Source organism: Actinomycetospora sp. CA-084318 (genome assembly GCF_050955885.1).
Taxonomy (GTDB): Bacteria; Actinomycetota; Actinomycetes; order Mycobacteriales; family Pseudonocardiaceae; genus Actinomycetospora.
The window spans coordinates 5,119,650-5,142,526 of the sequence record NZ_CP192098.1; the positions used below are offsets into that span (position 1 = coordinate 5,119,650).

At 71.9% G+C, this 22,877-nt stretch carries 16 protein-coding genes; 10 read left to right on the forward strand and 6 right to left on the reverse strand.

Features of this window, described 5'->3' with window-relative positions:
- Nucleotides 1-48: 48 nt before the first annotated feature.
- Together ACQPYX_RS24975 and ACQPYX_RS24980 are read left to right on the forward strand one after the other, a co-directional pair.
- Nucleotides 49-3,423, forward strand: a complete 3,375-nt coding sequence (locus ACQPYX_RS24975; RefSeq protein ID WP_433799963.1) for a CHAT domain-containing protein — start codon at nucleotides 49-51, stop codon at nucleotides 3,421-3,423.
- Nucleotides 3,424-3,433: 10 nt separating this feature from the next.
- Nucleotides 3,434-5,875: a caspase family protein gene (locus tag ACQPYX_RS24980; RefSeq protein WP_433799964.1), complete on the forward strand. Its 2,442-nt coding sequence runs from the start codon at nucleotides 3,434-3,436 to the stop codon at nucleotides 5,873-5,875.
- Nucleotides 5,876-5,882: 7 nt separating this feature from the next.
- Here ACQPYX_RS24980 and ACQPYX_RS24985 read toward each other — a convergent pair whose 3' ends face one another.
- Nucleotides 5,883-6,230 carry a hypothetical protein gene (locus ACQPYX_RS24985; protein WP_433799965.1) on the reverse strand — a complete coding sequence of 116 codons (348 nt, stop codon included), beginning with the start codon at nucleotides 6,228-6,230 and terminating at the stop codon, nucleotides 5,883-5,885.
- A 121-nt stretch (nucleotides 6,231-6,351) separates the two neighbouring features.
- Nucleotides 6,352-8,223, reverse strand: coding sequence for a hypothetical protein (locus tag ACQPYX_RS24990; RefSeq protein ID WP_433799966.1), 1,872 nt, complete (start codon nucleotides 8,221-8,223; stop codon nucleotides 6,352-6,354).
- Nucleotides 8,224-8,400: 177 nt separating this feature from the next.
- Here ACQPYX_RS24990 and ACQPYX_RS24995 point away from each other — a divergent pair, with 177 nt between their 5' ends.
- The 3 genes from ACQPYX_RS24995 to ACQPYX_RS25005 all read left to right on the forward strand — a co-directional run bounded on the left by ACQPYX_RS24995 (nucleotide 8,401) and on the right by ACQPYX_RS25005 (nucleotide 13,234).
- A complete protein-coding gene (locus ACQPYX_RS24995; protein ID WP_433799967.1) occupies nucleotides 8,401-10,155 on the forward strand; it encodes a sensor histidine kinase in 1,755 nt (584 codons plus the stop codon).
- Nucleotides 10,146-10,799, forward strand: coding sequence for a response regulator transcription factor (locus ACQPYX_RS25000; protein WP_433799968.1), 654 nt, complete (start codon nucleotides 10,146-10,148; stop codon nucleotides 10,797-10,799). Before ACQPYX_RS24995 ends, ACQPYX_RS25000 begins: the two co-directional genes overlap by 10 nt.
- 1,184 nt (nucleotides 10,800-11,983) lie before the next feature.
- A complete protein-coding gene (locus tag ACQPYX_RS25005; RefSeq protein ID WP_433799969.1) occupies nucleotides 11,984-13,234 on the forward strand; it encodes a pentapeptide repeat-containing protein in 1,251 nt (416 codons plus the stop codon).
- A gap of 218 nt (nucleotides 13,235-13,452) precedes the next feature.
- Here ACQPYX_RS25005 and ACQPYX_RS25010 read toward each other — a convergent pair whose 3' ends face one another.
- The gene (locus tag ACQPYX_RS25010; protein WP_433799970.1) at nucleotides 13,453-14,550 is read right to left on the reverse strand and encodes a tyrosine-type recombinase/integrase; all 1,098 of its coding nucleotides are present in this window, start codon (nucleotides 14,548-14,550) and stop codon (nucleotides 13,453-13,455) included.
- 184 nt (nucleotides 14,551-14,734) lie between these two features.
- On the reverse strand, nucleotides 14,735-16,153 hold the full coding sequence (locus ACQPYX_RS25015; RefSeq protein WP_433799971.1) for an amidase: 1,419 nt from the start codon (nucleotides 16,151-16,153) through the stop codon (nucleotides 14,735-14,737).
- 135 nt (nucleotides 16,154-16,288) lie between these two features.
- On the opposite strand from ACQPYX_RS25015, the gene ACQPYX_RS25020 reads away from it, so the two are divergent.
- On the forward strand, nucleotides 16,289-17,218 hold the full coding sequence (locus ACQPYX_RS25020; protein ID WP_433799972.1) for a helix-turn-helix transcriptional regulator: 930 nt from the start codon (nucleotides 16,289-16,291) through the stop codon (nucleotides 17,216-17,218).
- A 5-nt stretch (nucleotides 17,219-17,223) separates the two neighbouring features.
- Here ACQPYX_RS25020 and ACQPYX_RS25025 read toward each other — a convergent pair whose 3' ends face one another.
- Both ACQPYX_RS25025 and ACQPYX_RS25030 read right to left on the reverse strand, forming a co-directional pair.
- Nucleotides 17,224-17,976, reverse strand: a complete 753-nt coding sequence (locus tag ACQPYX_RS25025; RefSeq protein WP_433799973.1) for an alpha/beta fold hydrolase — start codon at nucleotides 17,974-17,976, stop codon at nucleotides 17,224-17,226.
- Nucleotides 17,977-17,999: 23 nt separating this feature from the next.
- Complete coding sequence (locus ACQPYX_RS25030; RefSeq protein WP_433799974.1) at nucleotides 18,000-18,755, reverse strand: GntR family transcriptional regulator; 756 nt, start codon at nucleotides 18,753-18,755, stop codon at nucleotides 18,000-18,002.
- A gap of 172 nt (nucleotides 18,756-18,927) precedes the next feature.
- Between ACQPYX_RS25030 and ACQPYX_RS25035 the strand changes: the two genes are divergently transcribed.
- The 4 genes from ACQPYX_RS25035 to ACQPYX_RS25050 all read left to right on the forward strand — a co-directional run bounded on the left by ACQPYX_RS25035 (nucleotide 18,928) and on the right by ACQPYX_RS25050 (nucleotide 22,841).
- The gene (locus tag ACQPYX_RS25035; protein ID WP_433799975.1) at nucleotides 18,928-19,881 is read left to right on the forward strand and encodes a substrate-binding domain-containing protein; all 954 of its coding nucleotides are present in this window, start codon (nucleotides 18,928-18,930) and stop codon (nucleotides 19,879-19,881) included.
- A gap of 82 nt (nucleotides 19,882-19,963) precedes the next feature.
- On the forward strand, nucleotides 19,964-21,022 hold the full coding sequence (locus ACQPYX_RS25040) for an ABC transporter permease (protein WP_433799976.1): 1,059 nt from the start codon (nucleotides 19,964-19,966) through the stop codon (nucleotides 21,020-21,022).
- Between the two features lie 11 nt (nucleotides 21,023-21,033).
- Nucleotides 21,034-21,849 (forward strand): ATP-binding cassette domain-containing protein, encoded by an 816-nt coding sequence (locus tag ACQPYX_RS25045; protein ID WP_433799978.1) that lies wholly within the window; start codon nucleotides 21,034-21,036, stop codon nucleotides 21,847-21,849.
- Nucleotides 21,846-22,841: a Gfo/Idh/MocA family protein gene (locus ACQPYX_RS25050; RefSeq protein ID WP_433799979.1), complete on the forward strand. Its 996-nt coding sequence runs from the start codon at nucleotides 21,846-21,848 to the stop codon at nucleotides 22,839-22,841. Before ACQPYX_RS25045 ends, ACQPYX_RS25050 begins: the two co-directional genes overlap by 4 nt.
- Nucleotides 22,842-22,877: the final 36 nt, after the last annotated feature.

A 22,877-nucleotide genomic window follows, 5' to 3' on the forward strand; every position in this document is an offset into this window, starting at 1 on the left:
CGAGAGGAGTGGCGCGCGCTACCCAGGGACGTCGTAGTGCCCGGCGCAATGGCTGCCGACGTGCTCCTCGGGGCGGCCGCCGCGCTCGGCGCCGGCGAGCCGCGACGGGCGCGCCGCCTCCTTGCTACGGCCGACCTGGGCGGCGATGCGTCGGTCGTGGCCCAGGCCTTCCGCTTCCTCGCCGGCGTGCTCGACAATGGGTGGTTCCCGGGTGGCGGAGCAGCATCTCGCGAACCGGGCCACGAGGCGGACCTCGTCACCGCTCCGCCGCCCGAGGCAGCGGCGGGCCGGGAGGCGCAGGTGCTGGTTGCGGTCGCGGGGCACCTGCTTGCCGCGGTCCCCCTGTGGCGGGACCTCGTCACGGGTGCGCCGGAGGTGGGCGACTTGGCGATTCGTGCGGCACAGCGGGTCCTGGAGCAACTCACGGGCCTCGACGAACCACGGGCGACGGCGGCCGCCGCGGCCGCGGTGGCCGATCTCCTCGCGCGGAGCGGTAGCCCGGCCGCTGCCGCGCCCTACCTGGAAGTCGCCCGCGAGCTGCACCAGCTGCTCGGCGACACCGCCGGTCTCGCCTCCGGCGCGCTGGCCGCGGGCGACCGAGCGGCGTTGCCGGGATCGCACCCCGAACTGCTCGGCGAGCGCCTCGTACCGACGCCCCAGTCCGCGACCGTCGTCCCTGACGCGGACGCGGCAGAGCAACAGTGGGCCGAAGCCGAGAATGCATTCGAGGCGGCGGGGACGGCACGCGGGCTGGCCGCTGTCGCCCTGCGACGCGCTGCCGCCCGGGCTGCCGTTGACGACCACCAATCCGCAGCTCGTGTCCTCGACCAAGGCGTGGCCCTCGCCGAGGGCTCCGGCGACGGCGCTCTCGGTGTGACGCTCGAAGTTCACCGCGCACTGGCCCTCATCCGCGCCGGCGACCGAGCTGACGTCGCGGCGGTGGGCGGCGCGGTGGCGGCCTGGGCGCTAGGTGACGGCAGCCGGGCCTACGGGCGCGGGCTCGCCCGGTTGTGCGTCGCGCGCTCCGCGCGCTGGCGTCACGACGACGTGGTCCACGCCCGCCTCGCGCACCGCCTCGCGGAGGAGATCACGACTCCACTGGGGGCCGCACCGGAGGCCGCTCTGCTGCGGGGCGACCAGGCGAGCCGGTACCTCGAGGCAAACTATCGGCGCCTGGTCTTCGTGCTCACGGACGCTGAGATCGACGAGGCCCTCCGGGAGGACGGCGGCCGTGACGCGGTTGGGTGGGCGCGCCTCGTCGAGCGCGTCGCGATCGCGAGCCGCGACGCGCAGGGACTGCGGGACGCCGCGTCCGTCCGTAGGGTCGGTGTGCACGCCCAGAAGCTGGCCGAGGCACCCCCGGTGGACACGCTCCCGAACGCCGCTCGCGTCACCCTGGCGCGGGCGCTCGCGGACATCGCGGCGGAGGGTTCCGTCTACGGACCCCTCTACGAGGCGCTGACGCTGCACGCCGAGGGCGATCCCGAACGCGCCGGTCCGCGCTTCGACGAGGCGCTGGCGGCCGCGCAGGCCGCGGGTCCGCTGCCCACGCTCCTCGTCCTGGGCCAGACGCGCCGGTTCGACGAGGCCGTCGCCGTCCTGGACACGATCGCCGACCAGCTGGTGGCCGACGGGCTAGCGGACGCGCTCCTCCAGCTCCGGGTCCGCCTGCGCCAGTACGAGCAGGCGCGCGCCCTCCTCGCCGGGCTGCCCGTCGACCGGCCCGCGGTGCCCGACGCCCGGCCATGGGAGGACCTCGGACTCAGAAGTGAGATCCAGCTCGGCACCGATGACGTCCGGGGCGCCGCTGCGACCGCGAACACGGCGATCGCGCGGTTCGAGGAGCACCTCGCCGGGCTGGGCCTCGACGTGTTCCGCACGATGGCGACCGACGACCTCGCCACCGCCGGTCTCTACACGACCGCGATCCGCGCCCACGCCCGCCTCGCGGCGGCGGGCAATGGGGACGCCGACACCGACACCGACCTTGCTCGCGCCTTCGAGCTGTCCGACCGGAGCCGCGCCGGATCGCTGACGGACCTCCTCGGCCGATCGGCACGCGCTCCCGGAGCCGCGCTGGTCCGGCGATGGCAGCAGGCCGGGGCGCTCCTCGCACGCACCGTCGAGCAGGTCGGCGACCAGATCGGCCAGCCGTGGGCGGCCGAGCAGATCCAGCGGCAGGTCCGCGACGCGGAGCGCGCTCTCGACAACGCGGAAGAGGCGCTTGCCACCGCGTCGCCCGGTGACCTTGCCGCGCGACGACGCCTGCCCGACACCCCCGGCCTCGCAACCGTCCGGGAGCGTCTCGCACCGGGGACCCTGCTGCTCCAGTACCACGCCTTCGACGACGAGCTCGTCGCCTGGGCGGTCACGGCCGACTCCGCGCGTGTCGTGCGCCAGGAGGTCCCCACGCCCCAGCTCGTGGCGGACGCCCGTGGCTGGCACCGCGCCCTCGCACGGGCCTCGACGACCGACGCAGCCCGCGCGGGGAGGGCCGCCCACCTAGCGGACCTCCTGCTGCGCCCCTGGGCCGAGGAGTTGGCGGCCCACGACCGTCTCGTCGTCGTCCCCCACGGGCCGTTGGCGGTGCTCCCGTTCCACGCGCTGCCGTGGGACGGGGACCTGCTGGGCACCGGATGGACGACGTCCTCCCTACCCGCGGCCTCGCTGCTGCCGTCCGAACCGGCGCGCGGGCGCCTAGCCTCGATCCCGGCGGCGACGGACGGGCAGGTGCTGCTCGTCGGCGATCCGACCTACGCGCCTGGGCGCGGGCTAACGGCGCTGCCGGGTACCCGCGCCGAGGTCAGGGCCATCGGCCGGCTCCGCGAGGCCGAGCCCCTCCTCGCCGACGGAGCGACGCGCGAGGCGGTCGTCGGCCGGCTCGCCACGGCCCGGGTCGTGCACCTCGCCACCCACGGTCTCCTTCGCGAGGCATCCCCGTACAGCGCGGAGCTGGCCCTCGCGGGCACCTCCAGCCTCACCCTCCCCGATCTAGTCGGCGCCGAGACGTCGATCGAGCTCGCCGTGCTCAGCGCCTGCGACAGCGGCCGCGGCAGGGCGACGGCCGCCGGTGACGTTGTCGGTCTGACCCGCGCGCTGATCGCGGCGGGCGCGGACGAGCTGGTCGTCTCGCTGTGGCCGGTGGACGACCGGCTCGCGTGCCTGACAATGGTCGCGCTGCACGAGGAACTAGGGCGGGAGACGTCCGTGGCCGTAGCGCTTGAGCGGGCCCGGGGTCGGCTCCGCGCGCTCACCCGCGAGGAGGCCGCGGCGTGGTACCGGGAGCTGGACCCCGAGGCCGACGCCTCGGGCGCTGGGATGCGGCGGACGGCGCGTGAGATCGGCGGCGAGGGGGCCCTCCCCGACCCGGACCCCACACACCCCAGTTCCTGGGCCCCGTTCGTCCACATCGGCGCCTCCTGAGAGGACGGGCATGTTGCCGAATCGGCGCGCGCTGCTCATCGGCAGCAAGATGGCGGGCCTGACCGGCCCCGAGAACGACGTGGCCGTCCTGGGCGACGTCCTCGAGGATCTCGACTTCACCACCCGGCGTCTGACCGGAACGGGGGCGACGGCCGACGGCATCGTGGCCGGCTACCGCGAGCTCATCGCCGACACCGAGCCCGACGACGCCGCCGTCGTCTACTACTCCGGGCACGGCTCCCGCGGCCGTGTACCTGGCGACGACCCGGCCGCTCCGCGCTGGCTGCAGTACATCGTGCCCACCGACATCGAGGACCGCTCCGACAACCGGGCCCGCTGCGTGCTCGCCGAGGAGCTCAGCCTGCTGCAGCTCGAGCTGACCGGCCGGACCAGAAACGCCACGGTCATCCTCGACTGCTGCCACTCCGCTCGGATGTCACGCAACCCGATGTCGGTCCCACGCGCCCTCGACAGCGTCGACCTGCCGGAGGCGGACCTCCACCGGCGGTGGGCGGAGCTCCGGGAGAGCCCGCGCCTGGTGGCGGTCACCACCGACAGCAACCCGGTCTCGGTCCGCCTGGTGGCGTGCTCCCCGGACGAGAGGGCCTACGAACAGCCGAGCGCCGCCCTCGGCGGGGTCGTGCACGGTCTGCTGACCGCGGCACTCGTCAACGTCTTGACGCACGGGACCCCGGCCGAGATGACCTGGCGCGAGGTACGCGACCTGGTCCGGGTGGCCGTCCTCCAGGTCGAACAGCAACGACCGGAGGTCGAGGGCCGCACGGACCGGTTGCTTTTCTCCCTCGCCACGCGCGACCAGACGGGGGTCCGTCCGGTCCAGGTGGTCGAGGGAACGGCGCTGCTCGACGCGGCGGCCCTGTTCGGCTCCGCCGTGGGCGACGCGTACGTGCTCGTCCCGCCGCGCGGCGGTCGGGCCCGCGCCCCGGCGGTGAGGGCCGTCGTTGACCGGATTGTGGACGGTCGCGCCGTGCTCAGCCTCGACAGCGGCACCGGCGCCGACCTTCCGCCCGGGACCGCGGCCTGGCCGCTGGAGGTGGCCCTGGGCAGCCGCCCGGTGGCGGTGCTGCCGGCCGGGTCACCGGCTCGCCCAGAGGTCGTCACCGAGCTCGGCCGGACCGCTCACGTCCGCGTGGTCGACGACCCCTCGGGGGCGCTCGCCACCGTCCGCCTCGACGGAGGTGTCCAGTTGCTCGACGCCGGTGGCGAGCCGCTCTACCAGGACGGTGCGACCCCCACGCCCGCCGTGGTCGCCGACGACGTCCGCACCCTCGCGCGTGCCGCCTGGGTCCGAAATCTGTCGTCCGGCCGCGGGACCGAGGCGCTGGCCGACGAGGTCGAGCTGTCCGTGCTCCGGCTCCTGCCGTCCGGCCGGCTCGAACCGCTCGAGCAGGGCGCGCACCTGTTCGTCGGCGATCGCCTGGTGATCCGGGCCCACAACCGAGCGCTGCGCACCCTCTACGTCTCGGTGATCGACGTCGGACTGGCCGGCCTCCTGGACATCCTCAACACGTCGGAGCCCGACGGTCTCACGATCGCCCCCGACGAGATCTACGAGCTGGGGCGGACCGGCGGTCGCAACGGTCTCCCGCTGTCCTGGGTGCCCGGGCTGCCAGCCGGGGCGCCCCGCGGGGAGACCATCGTCACGATCATCTCTGACGCTAAGATCGACGGATTGGCCCAGTTGGTTCAGCCCGGCGTTGTGTCCCGGTCCGGAACCGTCACCACCTCCGTGGGACGCCTGCTGGAGGACCTGGCGGTCGGGCGCCGCACGCGGGACGCGGCGGACCTCGGCACGCCGGTGCGCTACCGCGTCGTGTCGTTCGACATCGTGCTCCACCCCGGACGGCGTCCCGCTCCCGGCCCCGCGGAACCGATGTTCGCCATCGACCAGCGGCCCGACGACTCGGTACGGCTGGTGACGCCGTCGCTCCGGTACGGTGCTGAGCCAGTCCGTCGCCTGGGCCTGCGTCTGGTCGACCTCGACGTCACCGGGCCGGTGGACCACGCGCTCCGGCTGGACGTGCTGGCCGTGCCCGCCGGCGAGGCGTTCCGAGCGCGCACCGTGCGGGTCGCCTCCGGGGACACGGTGCCCGACAGTGGCCTGCTGCTCGACGAGGGCCGGCCGGGACACTTCCTCGACGTCGCGCTCTGGGTGTCACCCGACGAGGGCGGCGCCGAGGACCTCGCCGACCTCTTGGCGCCGGCCAAGCCCGTGACGAAGGGCGCCGCAGGCGCCGTCGCGGAGCTCGTCGTGGCTGCGGCGCGGGCGCTGGGTGACCGGATCGGGCCGGGTGTGGTCGCCGCGTTCCGGACGGTCCTGGTGCCGCACGAGCGCTTCGGGACCGGTGACGGCGCGCGACGTCACCCCGCCGTCGGGTCGCTGCGGGCGGACGCCGTGGCACTCGCCCTCGAGATCGCCGACACCACGTGAAATCCCCTCACTGCCGCCACTTCTTCGGTGGTCGCTTCGGATCCTGGAGGCGATGCACGACCTGGACGACCACGAGGGTCTTGTGGACGAAGTCCCGGAAGTCGTCCACCGGGAACACGGCGGCGGGGATGCAGCTCTTTATGGTCCGCACGTCGGCGTTCGATAGCCCGCCCCCCTGCGCGAGGGCGAAGACGTGGTCCAGGTCGTCGAGGCTGCGGAGGGGGTAGGTCAGGGTGCCGTCCTGCTCGAGGTCCCAGGCCGCGCTGACCCAGCGGAGCGCAGACGCCGTGTCGTGGTGGGCGTCGACCAGCGTCCGCAGCATCTCGGGGTCGAGGCCGCGCTCGGGTTGGTTCAAGATCCGTCCTTCTCGTCGAGGAGTAGCGTCGTCGGTTGACGCCCCAGCAGTCTGCTGCTGGCGGTCAGCCTGGCGGGGGCGCCACCGCCTGGCAACGCCCCCGCCGGCCTGGCTCGCGCGGTCAGCTGACAGCGACCGTGGTCGGCGTCGCGTCCGCTGGGCGCGGCACCGGCGCGGGCGTCGGGCGGTGCCGGGCCCCCAGCAGCCGGCGCAGCCGGACGCCTTCCGGGTCGGGGTTCGGGCCGTCCTCGCGCACCTCCTCGAGCAGCGCCCTCGCCACGGCCACCCGGCTCACCTGGGCCAGGGGGCGACGCTCCTCCCGCTCGTAGGTCCGCCCGTCCGGCGTGATGAGCAGTGCCCGCCACGAAAACGTCGCGCCGTCCACCGTCTCGGGGTTGTACGGGAAGGTGATGGCGACCTTGTCCATCGGCGCCCCGGCGCCGGCACCGTCGTACGTCACGCCGCCGGCATAGTTCTTCGGGATCGCGGGCTCGACGCCTTCGGGGTTCGGCGGGAGATCGGTGTACCACTCGATCGTCGCGAGGGAGCCCTCGGGAGCGGACGGCAGGTTCGTCGAGAGCTCGATGTCCTTGACGTAGGTGCCGGGCGTGTAGGTGAACGACACTCCGGCCTCGCCGTTGTCGCGGCGCACCACGTGGCGGATGTCCTCGTCGTCGAGGTCCTCGAAGTCCACGAGGAACTGGATCTCCGTTTCCGCCGGCGGCGGATCGGCGGGGCTCCACTGCAGGAGTCCGGCGAGCACCAGCCCGTCGGGTCCCGTCGCCTCGCGCGCGTCGGCGGTGTAGGTGCCGTCGTCGCGCCGGTAGCCGAACTGGCAGAAGTAGCGGCGGACGTGGTCCGGGTCCGGACCGAGGTTGATCGTCACCGGGAGCACGTTGTCGCCGGTGACGTCGACGCCGTAGTCGTCGACGTCGAGATCGCGCAGCAGTGTCAGCGCCGTGGTCTGCGTGAACGGCGCGGTCTGCAGGTCGGTCTCGCGGTACTCCGCCGACAGGTCGAGGTCCTCCACCTCGTGGACGTCCTTGATCCGCACGGACACCCCGCCGAAGAACCCGCCGGGCTCCGGGGCGCCGGTGTCGGTGACCACGCTGTGCGTCATCTGCTGCAGGGCACGCTTGGCCCAGGTGTCGATGATGGTCTGCTCGAGCGCACGGATGCGGGTGTCGTCGAAGCCCGCAGGCTTCGCGATCCACTCGATGGTCACCGCGCCGCTCTCCACGAGGCTCTGGCGCGCCACCGACACGTCGACCTCGGCGTCGACCAGCCCGAAGTAGCTGGCGCGCGCCTTGGCGTCGACGCTGAAGAAGTCCCAGGCCTTCCGCGAGTTCGCGGTGATGCGGTAGTGCGCCCCCGGCACGCTCAGCGTCATCGTCGAGCTCAGCGCCACGGTGATCGGGAACCGCCCGCCCTGCTCCAGCACCCGCCACAGAGTGTCAGCGCCGTCAGCGGTGAGTTCCAGCGTCACGGGGAGACTCGTCGAGCTGCCGATCTCGACGTCCAGGAACGCCGTCGGGTCCGCGACCAGGGCGTCGACACCGTAGATGCTCATCGTCGTGTCCCGGAGCGTGGCGGGGCGGAAGGTGAGCCGCTCGGTCTCCGCCGGGACGAACGGGCTCTCCCGCTTGATCGCCTCCGTCCAGCGAGCCTCCTCCTCGAGGCTGCCGATCACCGCCGCCGTGTCGAGCTGGAGGGCGAAGGTGCCGCCCTTGGTCACGAGCTCGACCAGGCCCGCCTCGTTGCGCTCGCTCTTGCGGCGGCGCACCAGGGTCAGGCGGTAGAGGTCTCCATCCTCGGCCACCTGGGGTGCCCGGTTGGCGTAGGCCCAAGTGCCGTCGATGGTGGTGGGGAAGAAGGCCAAGGATGCATCACGGGTGAAGACCGACGGTTCGGTCGCCGTGATGAAGAATTCGGTCACGGGGTGCTCCCTCGAGTTTGGTCCTGCGGGTCGACGGTCGATGTCGTCCGCCGCCACCGACAGTTCCCGAGCAGCGGGACGCGAACAGGCCGGCTATCCCGCGACATTGATGGGGGTTCTCCCGATCCCGACGTCGATCTGGCAGGACGGCAGCGGCGCTCCTTGGTCCCTGGTTGGTGTTGTGGGAAGCACGAGCCTGTCGATACCGTGGATGGCGACCACGAGGAGCCGGGCGTGGACAATGAGCACGACCGTCGACCTGTGGAGCGTTCGAGGCCGAGCGTGCCTCTGCTCTGCGTCATCGCCGGCGTGGTGGTGTTCGCCGCTGTCGCTGTCCTCCCGGCGTGGCGTACCGATCCCCTGCTCGCCCTAGTCAACCTCGCCGTCACGATCGGTTTCGCCGTCACAGCCCTCGTTCTGACCGGCGAGCCCGATCAGCGCCCGAACGTCCACACCTTCCTGGTCGCCGCCGCCTGCTGGACCGCGGGCTACACGAGCGTCCTCGCGCCGACCGGCCCCTGGGCCCTCGTCCAATGGGTGGTCGGGCCGCTGGTGTTCCCCGTCCTCATGGCAGTGCTCCTGCGCTATCCGTTCCCCCGTCCCCTCGCGGCCCGGGATCGGGTCCTCGTGGTCACCCTCGCCGTGCTCCTGGCCGCGCTTCGGATCACGTGGGCCCTCATCGAGGAGCCCGGCCGGCTCGGCTTCGACCCGCGGTCCTGGTGGCCGACGCTGAGGACGTCCCCGACCATCGCGGCCGCCTGCGACATCGCGTTCGCGGTGGTCGGAGCGCTTGGCGCGATCGTCTTCAGCGCGCTCGCGACCCGTCGGCTGCTCCGTGCTCACGGGATCGACCGGCGGCTGCTGCGCCCGGTGGCGTCGGCCGCCGTGGCCTCGGCGGTCGTGGTGGGAGCGGAGACGATCAGTCGGTTGGCCACGCTACCCCGGTGGGCGGCGGATCTGGTCATCGCTATCGAGGCGCTCGCGCTCCTCGCGATCCCGGTCGCGTTCGCCGTCTCCGCAGTCCGGCGACGCCTCGCCCACGCCGCCATGGCAGATCTCGTGATGGCACTCGCCCGGCCCGTCACGCCGGAGTTCGTGCAGCGGGCACTGGCGGTGAGCCTGGGCGACCCCACGCTGCGCGTGATCTACCACCACCCCGCTGGGGAGGGCCACATTGAATCCGGCGGGCGAGCCGCGTCCGCCCCTCCCGCGCCGCACCGCTGCACGCGCACCGTCGACGCCGGTGACGGGACGCTGCTGGCGACCCTCGAGATGGACGCGAGTCTCAGCGGCCACCCCGACCTGGTCTATGCGGCGGTCTCCGCGGCGCGACTCGCGATCGAGAACAGCTGGCTGCAGGCGACGACCGAGGCGAGCCTCGAGGAGGTCCGCAATTCCCGTGCGCGTCTCGTCGGCGCCGGCGACGACGCCCGCCGCCGGATCGAGCGCGACCTGCACGACGGCGTCCAGCAGCGGCTGCTCGCCCTCAAGGTCTCCCTCGCTACCGCCCGACCCCGCGCCACAGGGCCCGGCGAGCGGACGATGATCGACCTCGTGCGCGTGGAGATCCAAGAGACCCTCGACGAACTGCGTGCGCTCTCGCGCGGGCTGCTCCCCGGCGTACTGACCGAGTCCGGTCTCCGCCCGGCAATTTGCAGCGTCGCCGAACGTATGCCCCTGGAGGTAGAGACCCGGATCCCCGAGGAGCGGCTCGACCCGCTCGTCGAGGCCACGGCGTACTTCGTCTGCTGCGAGGCGCTGGCGAACGCGGTCAAGCACTCGGGGGCCACGACCGCCCAGGTCGTCGTCGACCGGCACGGCGAGACCCTCCGCGTCTCGGTCCGCGACCACGGACGCGGTGGCGCGCAGGAGAAGGTGGGCGGCGGAATCGCCGGCCTCCGCGATCGCGTGAGCGCGGTGGGTGGCCGCCTGACAGTGTCGTCCGACGACGAGGGCACGAAGGTGGAGGTGACCATCCCGTGCGCGTAGCCGTCGCGGAGGATTCCCGGCTGTTCCGTCAAGCCCTTGTCGACATGCTGGGTTCCCTGGGTCTCGAGGTCGTCATCGCCACCGGTCGGGCGGATGACCTGCTCCTCCGTCTCGAGGGCACCACCGTCGACGTCGTACTGCTCGACATCCGCATGCCTCCGACACGCACCGACGAAGGGCTGCGTGCGGCGGAACGTATTCGCCGGCGCCACCCGCACATTGGCATCCTCGTCCTGTCGACCTTCACCGGCGGGCACTACGCGGAGCGCCTGCTCACCCTGGGCGATCGCGGCGTTGGGTACCTGCTCAAGGACGACGTCGACAACGTCGACACCCTGGGTGACGCGCTGCGCCGCGTCGCCTCGGGTGGGTGCATCATCGATCCCACGGTCATCTCGGCGCTGCTGGCGCGGCAGCGGCACATCAAGGTCCTCGAGCGTCTCAACGAAAGCGAACGGCGCGTCCTTGTCATGATGGCGGAGGGCCAGTCCAACGCGGGTATTGCCGCGACGGCGAAGATCAGCAAGAAGACCGTCGAGAAGCACATCACCGCCGTGTTCGGGAAGCTCGACCTCCCGTGGGAGGAGAACCGAAACCGGCGGGTGCTCGCCGTCCTCGAATGGCTGCGCGCAATGGACGCCTGAGCCGGTCTCGGATTGCGGCACCGCCCGCAACCCCGCGACCGGGTGCGCTACTCGGCGCAGTCCCGCACCCAATCGAACGTGACCCAATCGCCCGGGCGGAGATTCTCGAGATCCCCTCCGCGCAGGGAATCAGCCCAGATCGGGGGTGAGGGTGTCGCTGTGGACTTCGGCGGTCGCAAGCCGGTCTCGTCGACCTCAAGGGTGCCGTGCCCGACGAACGTCACCGGACGACCGTCGTCCCGGGTGACCTCTACCCGGTCGCCCTCCCGCACCGAGGCGAGGCGGGCGAACACACCAGGTACGCCGCTGTTGGTGTACCCGATGATCACCGCGGATCCGACGGTCGCCAAGTCGGGCCGCGGGCTTACACCGGCCTATCCAGGGTTGCGCACGGGCCGTCTGGGTGGTGCGGTCCGAGTGCGCTGCAGCGGGATCAGGGCGGCTCGCACACCGATGAGGGGCACCCGCACCTTGAACCCCTCGACCGGCACAGCATCAGGCTCACCAGCCGCGAGCGCGCTACCGGTAATCAGCCCCGAGGGACTAGCTGTCCCGACGGCCACCCGCGCCGAACCCGTCTACTTGACCCGCACGTGCTGCAGGGCGCCGAGTCGCTGCTGGCCGAGCACACGGAGTGGCAGGCCGTCTGGCCGACCGGACCGGGCAGCACGACACGGTGCTCGACGAGCTGCGTCAAGGTCAATGGCCACTCTCGACGCTCCGTGGAGAGTAGCAACCGGCCGTCGCGTCCCAGGGTCCGGAGGCGAACTGCGGTGGTTCGTGTGGTCCGCCGCCCTACCCGCCCCTAGACGGGCTGCTGACGCTGCACCTAGGACCGCCGCCGAGCCGTCGTCGACCTCGACGGACACGGTCTAGAGCTGAGGTCCTCCGCGCCGTCGTCGCGCCCGAAGGGCCCGGCGACACGCGGCATCCTAGCCGCCGATGCGCTCCAGCCGCGCCGAGGTGTGAGGCTGCATCGGCTACCCCTTCGTCCCACTCCTCGACGTAGAACCGGTCGCCCTCAACGATGCCGCAAAGGCGGGACCGACTGGGAGACCCCGAGGAATGACGTGACGCGGACGCCTGCCCGCTATGGTCAACGTGACAAGCAAGGTCGCCAACCGACTGAGCCATAGATCAGTAATCGCGTTGACCATGCCGAGCATAAACGCACTAGGGGATGAGTGAAACCAGCGTCGCTTCACTTCAAGGTCGGTCGGCGTCATGTCCAGCTCCTCGGCGGAGGCGCGTTTGGACTCGCCGGGCTCGGGTCCGTGCTTGCACTAGCGATCCTCTTGGCCGGGTGGGCCTGGATCAAGGTGCCCGATCTCTACCCTCCGTACGTCGCGCCGATCGGTGCGCCCCCACTTACTCCCGAGGTTGCCGCGTCCAGAGATGCGACTCGCGCGCAGGCGGTCGTGACTACTCGCGCCTCCGTCCTCGCAGCACTAGCCGGACTGGGAGCCTTAATCACCATCGCAATCAATTACCGGAACTTTCTGCTTAACGCCCGAACACTGGCCACCACTCAGGAGACCTTTCGAGTTGCCGAGCGTGGGCACCTCACCGACCGGTACTCCAAGGCTATCGAGCAGCTAGGACACGAGTCGATCGCGATCCGACTTGGAGGCATCTATGCTCTTCAACAGCTCGCCGTCGATACTGGCCGCGATTCAGATCAAGCGACCGTCGTCGAGGTCCTTTCGGCATTCGTTCGACTTAATCTACGTGACGGGGCTATCGCCAAGAGCGACGGACCGGCGACGGCCGCCGCTCCACATCGGGTAGATAACGGACGGGACAGCCGGACCTCAATCGAGCCACGCGCCGACGTGCTGGCCGCGATTTCCGTACTCGCACAGCTCCTCGTTCGAGGCGACGTCGTGGACCGAGCCCACTTCAACGGCTTGGACTTTGGAGGCCTCGACCTGAGCAATTGTCGACTTGCAGGAGGCAGTCTAACCCGTGTCACCCTCAAAGACGTCGACCTTTTCGGCGCCGACCTCACCGACATTGACCTGACGCGCGCCGACCTAGCTCGGGCCGACCTAGCTCGGGCCGACCTCGCTTTCGCTAATCTTGCAGGCGCAAATCTCTCCGGTGCGGATCTCCTCGACGCCAAACTCACCGACGCGACGCTGATCGACACCAGGCTTACCGGCACCCGCCTCATGCGCGCATCTCTCGTCCGCGCGGAACTTGGCAACGCTGACCTCACCCGCGCCTTTCTCGTCGGAGCCGATCTGACCGAAGCGGACCTCAGGGACGCCAAACTAAATTGTGCGAATCTCACTGACGCTGATCTTACGGACGCGATCTTCACGGGCGCCGACATTACTGGCGCAACGGTCCGGGCCGTCCAACTCTCGGTAAGCATCGGTGCCCCCCTTTGGAGCGCCGCCGACACGTGCGCCTCAGAGACCGATCCCGCGTGAGGCTATAGCGGCGTCGACGGCGCCTCTTGATGATCAGGGAGGATCCAGCTTCTCTATGCACAGTACAGACCGAATTGGGGACCGTTTACACCACGCTACAGCGGCCAGTGGGTGTTCATGGAACGAGATCACTCTTACTCGATCATGTCGCTGAGCAGCGCAGATGCAGTTGATGGGCCACCGCAGCCGACGTGAACCCTGTCCACTGGGATCAAGAGTCAGGCGAGCCAGTGGGTGGGGTTTGTGGGGTCGAAGGTGCGGGCGGCGTCGATATAGGGGTCCATGGAGGCGCGCGAGCGCCAGCGGCCGTGGCGTTGGACGTCGCGTTCGGGGACGCCGGCGGCGATGGCCTCGGTGGCGAACCCGCGGCGCAGGCTGTGCCCGCCCCACAGGTCGGCGTCCTCGAGACCGGCCGCGGCCGCGCGGCGCTTGATGATCTCGGCGACCGAGTTCCGGTGCAGCCCGCCGGCGCGGGGCCGGCGCCCGTACCGGTCGATCCCCCGCCACGCGGGGCCGTCGAGGATGCCGTGGGAGCCGAGCAGGTCGCGCCAGCGGGTCCAGGCGGCACCAGCGTCGAGCAGCATCGCTTCCTCGCTCCCCTCCCCCACCACGGCGTCCGGTGAGGGTGCGGCGATGCCGATGGTGACGCCGGTGCCGTGCTGGTCGGTCTTCGAGCGGGACAGATGTACCGAGAGGCCCTGCTCGGAGGCATGCAGGTCGGACATCTGCAGCCGGGCGAGGTCATCGGTGCGCAGGGCCGCCTTCCACCCGATCAGTAGGAGGGCGTGGTCGCGGGCGCTGGCGAGCACCTCCTCGGGCTTCAACAACCGGAGCAGCTCGACGAGGGGTTCCCGTCGGGCGGCGGCGCGGCGGCGGGTGGGGGCGACGCCGGGGTGGCAGCGGATGCCGGTGATGGTGCGCCGGACGGCTTCGGCGGTGACGGGGTTGTCGAGCTGCGCGGTCTGGTGGACCACTGAGATCGCCGCCAGGTAGCCGGACAAAGTGCCGGGCCGCAGGCCCTCCCGCTCGCAGACCTGCCCGGCCACGACCGAGCTCGACGGGTCAGTCGGGGTGGCGGGCCGCCAGACCGGGGCGAGGTCGGCCAGGAACCGGGCGACGGTCAGCGGATCGGCCGGCAGCGCCCGCTCCCCCGCCGACAAGCACCAGGACTCGAAGCGTCGCCACTGCCGGTCGTAGGCCGACCAGGTGTTCGCCGCGCGAGCCCCGCGGGCGTAGGACTCCGCGCGGGCGGTCAGCTCGTCGCGACGCTTGACGAACTCACCGGAGGAGTCCTGGGAGAGCTCCGCGGCGGTCACCCGATCAGCGTCTCAGCCGCGAATCCCACGGTCAGGAAGGCGCGCCGCACTAACCGGGCAGATACGGCGGTTGTGCACGGTTGGTCCCGAGCAGCGGCTCCGGAGTGAGCCCAACCAGGTGCGCGCGAAGCGGGAGGACTGACCATCGCGGTCGCGGCCCCCGGCAACCGGGGGCCGCGTCCCGTCAGAGCGACGGACGCCGATCGGCCCACGGGCGGGCCTGCTCCAGGTTCCCGGCGACGCGGAGCACCAGGGCGTCCTGGTGGTGCCGGGCGGCGATCTGCAGGCCGACCGGGCGCCCGTCGGCCGTCGTCCCGGCCGGCACGGTGATCGCCGGGTTGTTGAGCATGTTGTAGGGATAGGTCAGCAGCCAGTCCAGGAGCTGCTCGCGCAGCGAGGCCCCGTCGAGCCACTCCGGCGCGAACCGCTCCAGCGGGAACGTCGCGCTGCACAGCGTCGGCGAGACGAGGACGTCGAAGTCGTCCATGAACGTCGTCCAGGTGTCCCACATGGCGCCGCGGAACACCTCGGCGCGGCCGACGTCGACGCCGGTCAGCGTCTCGCCCTCGCGCATCAGCTGGATCAGGTTGTCGTCGACCTGGCCGCGCAGCGACTCCCAGTCGAGCAGGTCGTGCTCCGAGGCGAAGCCGGGCACCCAGATGCCGTCCCACATCGCCTGGGAGGCAGGACCCCACCCCGGCGTCGCCTCGGTGATCGTCGCGCCGAGCCCCTCCAGCACACCGACGGCCTCCCGGCAGACCGCGAGGACCTCGTCGTCGACGTGGGTGCCCAGCCCCATGTCCGCCGAGAAGGCGACCCGCAGCCCCCGGACGTCGCCCTGCGCGGCGGTGACGTACGACGACTCGACGCGCGGGATCGACAGCGGGTCGGCGTGGTCGGCGCCGGCGACGACGTCGAGCATCAGCGCGTTGTCGGCGACCGTCCGCGTGATCGGTCCGTGGTAGGCCCAGGTGTAGTACCGGCCCGCGAGGATGGTCTGCGGGACGATCCCGGTGGTCGGCTTCAGCCCCACCACGCCGCACAGCGCCGCGGGGATACGCACCGACCCGGCGCCGTCGCTGCCCTCGGCGAGCGGCCCGAGCCCGGCGGCCACCGCGGCCGCGGCCCCGCCGCTCGAGCCGCCGGCGGAGTGGCCGTGCTTCCACGGGTTGTGGGTCGGGCCGAAGAGGTGGTTGTCGGTGCCGCCGTAGTAGCCGCTCTCCGGGGTGTTGGTCTTGCCCAGGAACAGGCAACCCGCCTCCCGCATCCGCCGGACCAGCACGGCGTCGTCCGCCGCCACGTTGTCCTTCAACGGCACCATGCCGAACGTCGTCGGCAGCCCGGCCACGTTCGTCAGGTCCTTGATCGTGTACGGCACGCCGTGCAGCGGGCCGAGCTCGTCCCCCCGGGAGACCGCGGCGGTCAGCTCCGCAGCGTCCCGCTCGACCTGCTCCCGGTCGAGGGCGATGATCGCGTTCAGGTCGGGGTTGACCCGGTCGACCCGGTCGAGGACCGCCGCGGCGATCTCGCTCGGCGACAGCTCCCCGGCGCGGACCTTCGCGGCCAGCTCCGTCGCCGACAGCCAGGGGATCTCCTCGGACATGACGCCTCCCGTCCTCACGGGCGCCGGTGCGCCCCACCGCGCGGACGGTAGGGACGATCCCCGCCGCCGGGATCGGTCGATCGACCGATGCGGACCCCTCCCGCCCAGGTCAGCGCCCGTCTACGGTGACCGTGCATGAGCAGGCTGAGGGCGGCGCGGGAGCTGCGCGCCTTCCTGCGCCGCCACGGGAGCCGCACCGCCGGCCCGGCCACCGCGGTCCTCGAGACCCTCGGCGCCATCGTCCCGTCGGACTGCCTCGCGCTCTCCGCCTGGGACCCCGCGACCGGGCGCCACCGCACGCTCGCGTCCAGCTACCCCGAGGGCGCGATGGCGTTCCTCAACGACGAGTGGCACCACGACCCGCTGTTCCTCATCCCCCGGCAACGGCGCGAGCCGGTACGCATCCGCGACGTCGAGCCCGTCCGGCGCCACGGCGGGGTCTTCGACCGCGTGATCGGCCCCGGTGGCTTCCGCGGCGGCATGACGCAGTGCCTGTTCGCCGCCGACGGCCGCTACGTCGGGATGATCAACGCGAACGCGCTCGACGACCGGCTCGACGACGACGTCGTCCACCTCGTCGACCTGCTCTCCGCCGACCTCGCCGCGGCGATCGACCCGGTCGTCCCGGCGCTCCCGCCGACCGCGCGGCTCGCCGACGGCGGCACCGACGGCTTCCTCGTCCCGACGACGGGTCCGGTGCAGCCGCTGTCGCCGGGTGCGCGTCCGAAGCTGCTGGACGCGCTTCCCGTCGCGGGCGACGGAACGGGCACGCGGCTCCTCGTCGACGGCGGCGAGGTCCTCGCGGTCGACGTCGCGCGCGGCGGCGCGGGCGTCGTCGTGCTCCACCGTCCCGTCCCGCCGCCCGACGGGCTCACGGTGCGCGAACTGCACGTGCTCGCCGCTCTCGCGGACGGACTCAGCAACGCCCAGATCGGCCGGCGCTGCGGGATCAGCGCGCGAACCGTCGGCACCCACGTCGAGCACATCCTCATGAAGACCGGCACCCGCAACCGCGCCGAGGCCGCCGTCCGGGCGGCGGGATGGCGGCTGTCGATCGTGCGCTGAGCCGCTCAGCGCACCAGCGGCGCCACGATCTCCGGGTGCTCCAGGGCCAGCAGGGAGCGGGCCCGCGGGACGAGGTGGAAGCTCGCCGTCGGGATGGCGTCGGCGATCGCGCGGCTGTGCTCCGGCTTCGCCCCCTGGTCGTCCTCCCCGACGACGACCTCGGCGGGCATCGTCAGGCGCGCCAGCTCCTCGAGGCAGTCGGCCTCGGCCAGCCGGGCGAGCCCGTCGGCCCAGGACGCGACCGGCGTCTGCTCGATCCGGGTGCGCGCGTACTGCACGGCCGAGCCGTTGCGGGCGAGCTGACCGGACGTGAACCAGCGCGTGATCGAGATGTCGGCCGCGGCGGCGTCGCGGCGCAGCGCGTCGGCGAGCGTCGTGAACAGGGGCGAGGGCGAGGCGCGGGCGGCGAGCAGGGACAGCCGCCGCGTCCGGTCGGGGTGCGCAAGCGCGAAGTCCTGCGCGATCACCGCGCCGAGCGAGTGCCCGACGAGGTGGGCGGACCCGACGTCGAGCACGTCGAGGAGCTCGCGCAGGTCCTCGACCAGCCGCGCGGTCGTCGGGACGGGCGCCTCGGCGGCGGCGCCGTGGCCGCGCAGGTCGTAGCGGACGACCCGGCACCCGGAGCGCAGCGCGCAGGCGAGCCCCGACCAGTAGTCGAGGTCGAACGGGGTGGCGTGGACCAGCACCACCACCGGGCCGGAGCCCTCGTCGACGACGCGCGTGGGCACGCCGCCGAGCTCGACCGCCGCATCACTCATCCAGGAGATCCCCCGCTCGGACCCTACTCGACCGGCATCGCCCGACCGGCCCCCAGATCCAGTTCGAACGAGTACCGCGACGCACGGTAGACGTGCGCGCCGAACTCGACGAGCCGCCCCGCCTCGTCGCGCGCCGTCCGCGTCATCGTCAGCAGCGGGGCGCCCCGGGGCTCGTCGAGCAGGGCGGCCTCGGCCGCAGTCGCGGCCCGGGCCCCGACCACCTGCGTCGCGGTCACCGGCACGCACCCGGCGTCGCGCAGGAGCTGGTAGAGCCCGTGCTCGCGGAGCAGGTCCGCGTCGAGCGCGAGGACGTCCCGCGGCACGACGTTCGTCATGAGCGCGAGCGGCTCGTCGCCGGCGAAGCGCAGCCGCTCGATCGACGTCACCTCCGTCCCCGGCGGGATGCCCGAGCGCGTGGCGACGTCGGCGGACACGATCCCGACGACGAGGCTGCGCACCTCGGTGCGCGGGGTCCCGCCGTGGCGGGCCAGGTCGTCGAACAGGCTCGTCAGGTCCGCCTTGCGCCGCACCGACGGCGCGACCACCCGAACCCCCGCCCCCCGCCGCCGGACCAGGACGCCCTGCTCGACGAGGTGGCTGACGGCACGCCGCACGGTCGGCCGGGTGACCCGGAGGCGGGTGGCGAGCTCCGCCTCGTTCGGCAACCGCCCGCCCGGCGGCAGCTCACCGTCCGCGATCATCTGCTGCAGATGGAGCGCCGCCTGGAAGTAGAGCGGCACGGGACTGCTCCGGACGGGTGGCGCAGCGCGAGGGTCCATGTCACTCCCGGCACCTTCACAGGCACTATGTCCAAACAAAGTATTGACCTGACGAGTGATGGAGCGTACTCCTATCACCGTGGCCGGGGTCACTCCCCGGAAGTCCAGCCCGCCGCACCCCGCAGGCGGCTCGCACAGAGAGAACTGATGCTCGATGAGGAGTATTCGGAGGGTGCTGGCCGTCGCGGCCGCCGCCGCCGTGGCGCTCACCTTCACCGCCTGCTCGAGCCAGGGCGGTGCGCAGAACCAGAACCAGGCGACCAGCCAGCGGTTCACCATCGCGATGATCACCCACGAGCAGCCCGGTGACTCGTTCTGGGACAAGATCCGGGCCGGCGCCCAGCAGGCCGCCTCCGAGCTCAACGTCGACCTGCGCTACTCGAACAACAACGACGGCGGCCAGCAGGCCACGCTCGTGCAGAACGCGATCGACTCGAAGGTCAACGGCATCGCCGTCACGCTGTCCTACCCCGACCAGGTCGGCCCGGTCGCGCAGAAGGCCGTCCAGGCCGGCATCCCGGTGGTCGGCTTCAACCAGGGCATCGACCAGTACCAGCAGTACGGCATGAAGATGTACTTCGGCTCCGACGAGACCCTCGCCGGGCAGAGCGCGGGCCAGCGCATCAGCCAGCTCAACCCCGGCGGCAAGACCCTCTGCGTCATCCAGGAGCAGGGTTCGGTCGCCCTCGAGACCCGGTGCGCCGGCGTCAAGCAGGCCTACGCCAACACCGAGAACCTGCAGGTCAACGGCGCCGACCTGCCGTCGGTCCAGCAGACCATCCAGGCGAAGCTGCAGCAGGACCCGACCATCACCGACGTCGTCACCCTCGGCGCCCCGGTCGCCCTCGCCGCCATGCAGGCCAAGCAGGCCTCGTCGAGCCAGGCCAAGATCGTCACGTTCGACCTGAACGCCGACGTCGCCAAGGCGATCCAGTCCAACCAGATCGCGTTCTCGGTCGACCAGCAGCCCTACGTCCAGGGCTACATGGCGGTGCAGGCGCTGTGGCTGCAGCTGTCCAACGGCAACGACCTCGGCGGCGGCAAGCCGGTGCTCACCGGCCCGTCGTTCGTCGACGCCAGCAACATCGGCCCGATCGTGCAGTACGCGGAGAAGAACACCCGCTGATCCACCCCGGCGCCGGTCCGCTCACCACGGGCCGGCGCCGGTGCCCTGCCCTCCCCCAGTCCCGTCCCCTTGGAGCCCAGCGATGAGCACCCCCGTCGCGACCCCGCCACCGCCCACCACCACCGAGGAGCCCGCGCGCGTCCAGCGCTCGATCGGCGCTCGCATCCTCGGCCGGCCCGAGATCGGCGCGTTCGCGGCGGCCGTCGTCATCTTCGTCTTCTTCTTCGCGATCGCCCCGCCGTTCCGCACGCCCGAGGCGCTCTCGACGATCCTCTACTCGGCCTCGACGATCGGGATCGTCGCGCTCGGCGTGGCCCTGCTGATGATCGGCGGCGAGTTCGACCTGTCGTCGGGCGTCGCGGTCACCACCAGCGCGCTCGCCTCGGCGATGCTCTCCTACCAGCTCTCGCTCAACGTGTGGGTCGGCGTCGTCGTCAGCCTGGTCATCTCCCTCGCGATCGGCGCCCTGAACGGCTGGCTGCTGGTCAAGACGAAGCTCCCGAGCTTCCTGATCACGCTCTCCACGTTCTTCGTGCTCCAGGGCGTCAATCTCGGTGTCACCAAGCTGATCACCGGCACGGTCGCCACCACCAACATCGACCAGCTCGACGGGTTCGACTCCGCCAAGGCGATCTTCGCCGGCGACATCCCGCTCGGGTTCATGACCGTGAAGGCCTCGGTCATCTGGTGGCTGCTGTTCGTCGTCGTCGCCTCCTGGATCCTGCTGCGCACCCGCACCGGGAACTGGATCTTCGCGGTCGGCGGCAACCAGGACTCGGCCCGCGCGGTCGGTGTGCCGGTCGCCAAGGTCAAGATCGGCCTCTTCATGGGCGTGGCGTTCATGGCCTGGTTCCTCGGTCAGCACCTGCTCATGAACTTCTCGACCGTCCAGGCCGGCCTCGGCGTGGGCAACGAGCTCATCTACATCGTCGCCGCGGTGGTCGGCGGCGCCCTGCTGACCGGTGGCTTCGGCTCGGCGATCGGCGCCGCGATCGGCGCCTTCATCTTCGGCATGACCACCCAGGGCATCGTCTACGCCGGCTGGGACCCGAACTGGTTCAAGGCCTTCCTCGGCGTGATGCTCCTGCTGGCCGTGCTCGTGAACCTGTACATCAAGAACTCCGCCTCGAAGCGCACGTAGGGACCGCTGACATGACCGACACGATCGCCGAGCACGCCTCGGCCGACCTGACCGCCGGCGCCCCGCTCGTGCAGATGGCGGGCGTGGGCAAGACCTACGGCGCCATCCGCGCCCTCGAGGGCGTCGACCTCACCGTCCGCGCCGGCGAGGTCACCTGCGTCCTCGGGGACAACGGCGCCGGCAAGTCCACTCTGATCAAGATCATGTCCGGGCTGCACCCGCACTCCGAGGGCACCCTGACCGTCGACGGCGACGAGGTCCGCTTCGGCTCGCCCCGCGAGTCGCTCGACCGCGGCATCGCCACCGTCTACCAGGACCTCGCCGTGGTCTCCCTGATGGAGGTCTGGCGGAACTTCTTCCTCGGCTCGGAGCTCCGCAAGGGCAACTTCCCGCTCGCGCCGCTCGACATCCCGAAGATGCGCGAGATCGCCGACACCGAGCTCAAGAAGATGGGCATCCACGTCAAGGACATCAATCAGCCGATCGGCACGCTCTCCGGCGGCCAGCGCCAGTGCGTCGCGATCGCCCGCGCCGTCTACTTCGGCGCCCGGGTGCTGATCCTCGACGAGCCGACCGCCGCCCTCGGCGTCAAGCAGTCCGGCGTGGTGCTCAAGTACACCGCCGCGGCCCGCGACGCCGGCCTCGGCGTCGTGTTCATCACCCACAACCCGCACCACGCCTACATGGTCGGCGACCACTTCATCATCCTGAAGCTGGGCAAGCGGGTGCTCGATCGGAAGCGCTCCGAGGTCACCCTCGAGGAGCTCACCGCCGAGATGGCGGGCGGCCAGGAACTCGCCGAGCTCTCCCACGAGCTCCAGCGGTGAGTGCCCCGCTGCGCTTCGGCGTCCTCGGCGCGGCCCGCATCGCGGTCGTCGCGCTCGCGGAGCCCGCGACGACGACGGGCGACCGGATGGTCGCCGTCGCCGCCCGGGACCGCGGCCGGGCCGAGGCGTTCGCGGCCGAGCACGGCGTCGAGCGGGTGCACGACACCTACGACGACGTGCTCGCCGACCCCGAGGTCGAGGTCGTCTACGTCCCGCTCGCCAACGGCCTGCACGGCCGCTGGACGCGGGCCGCGATCGAGGCCGGCAAGCACGTCCTCGTCGAGAAGCCGTTCGCCTCGAACGCCGACGAGGCCCGGGAGGTCGCGGCGGTCGCCCGGGCGGCCGGCGTGGTGGTCGTCGAGGCGTTCCACCACGTGCACCACCCGGTGACCCGCCGGCTCGTGTCGCTGCTCCCCGAGCTGGGCGAGCTGCAGCGGATCGAGACGACGTTCCGGATGCCGGCCCCGTCCGACGACGACCCGCGCTGGTCGTTCGACCTCGCCGGCGGCGCCCTGATGGACCTCGGCTGCTACGCGCTCCACCTGCAGCGATGGCTGGCCGGGGCCGAACCCGTCGTCCGGAAGGCCTCCGGCACGGAGCGCTCGCCGGGCGTGGACGCCTCGATGGCGGCGGACCTCGAGTTCGGCTCGGGGGTCACCGGGCGGGTGTTCTGCGACATGGCCGCCGACTCGTGGACGATCACCGCCCGCGTGATCGGCTCACGCGGCGAGGCGACGGCGCTGAACGTGGTGCTGCCGCACCAGGACGACCGGGTCGTCGTCACCGTGGACGGGGAGGAGCGCACCGAGCACCTCGGCACCCGCTCGACGTACGTCTACCAGCTCGAGGCGCTGCGGGCGCACCTGCGCGAGGGCGCGGCGTTCCCGCTGGACCTCGACGATGCCGTGGCCCAGGCCGAGCTCGTCGACGCGGTCTACGGCGCCGCCGGGTTCCCGCCGCGGCCGCGGACGGAGCCGGTCACCGCCTCCTGATCCCGAACGAGCGGCACTCTCACGCATATAGATGCT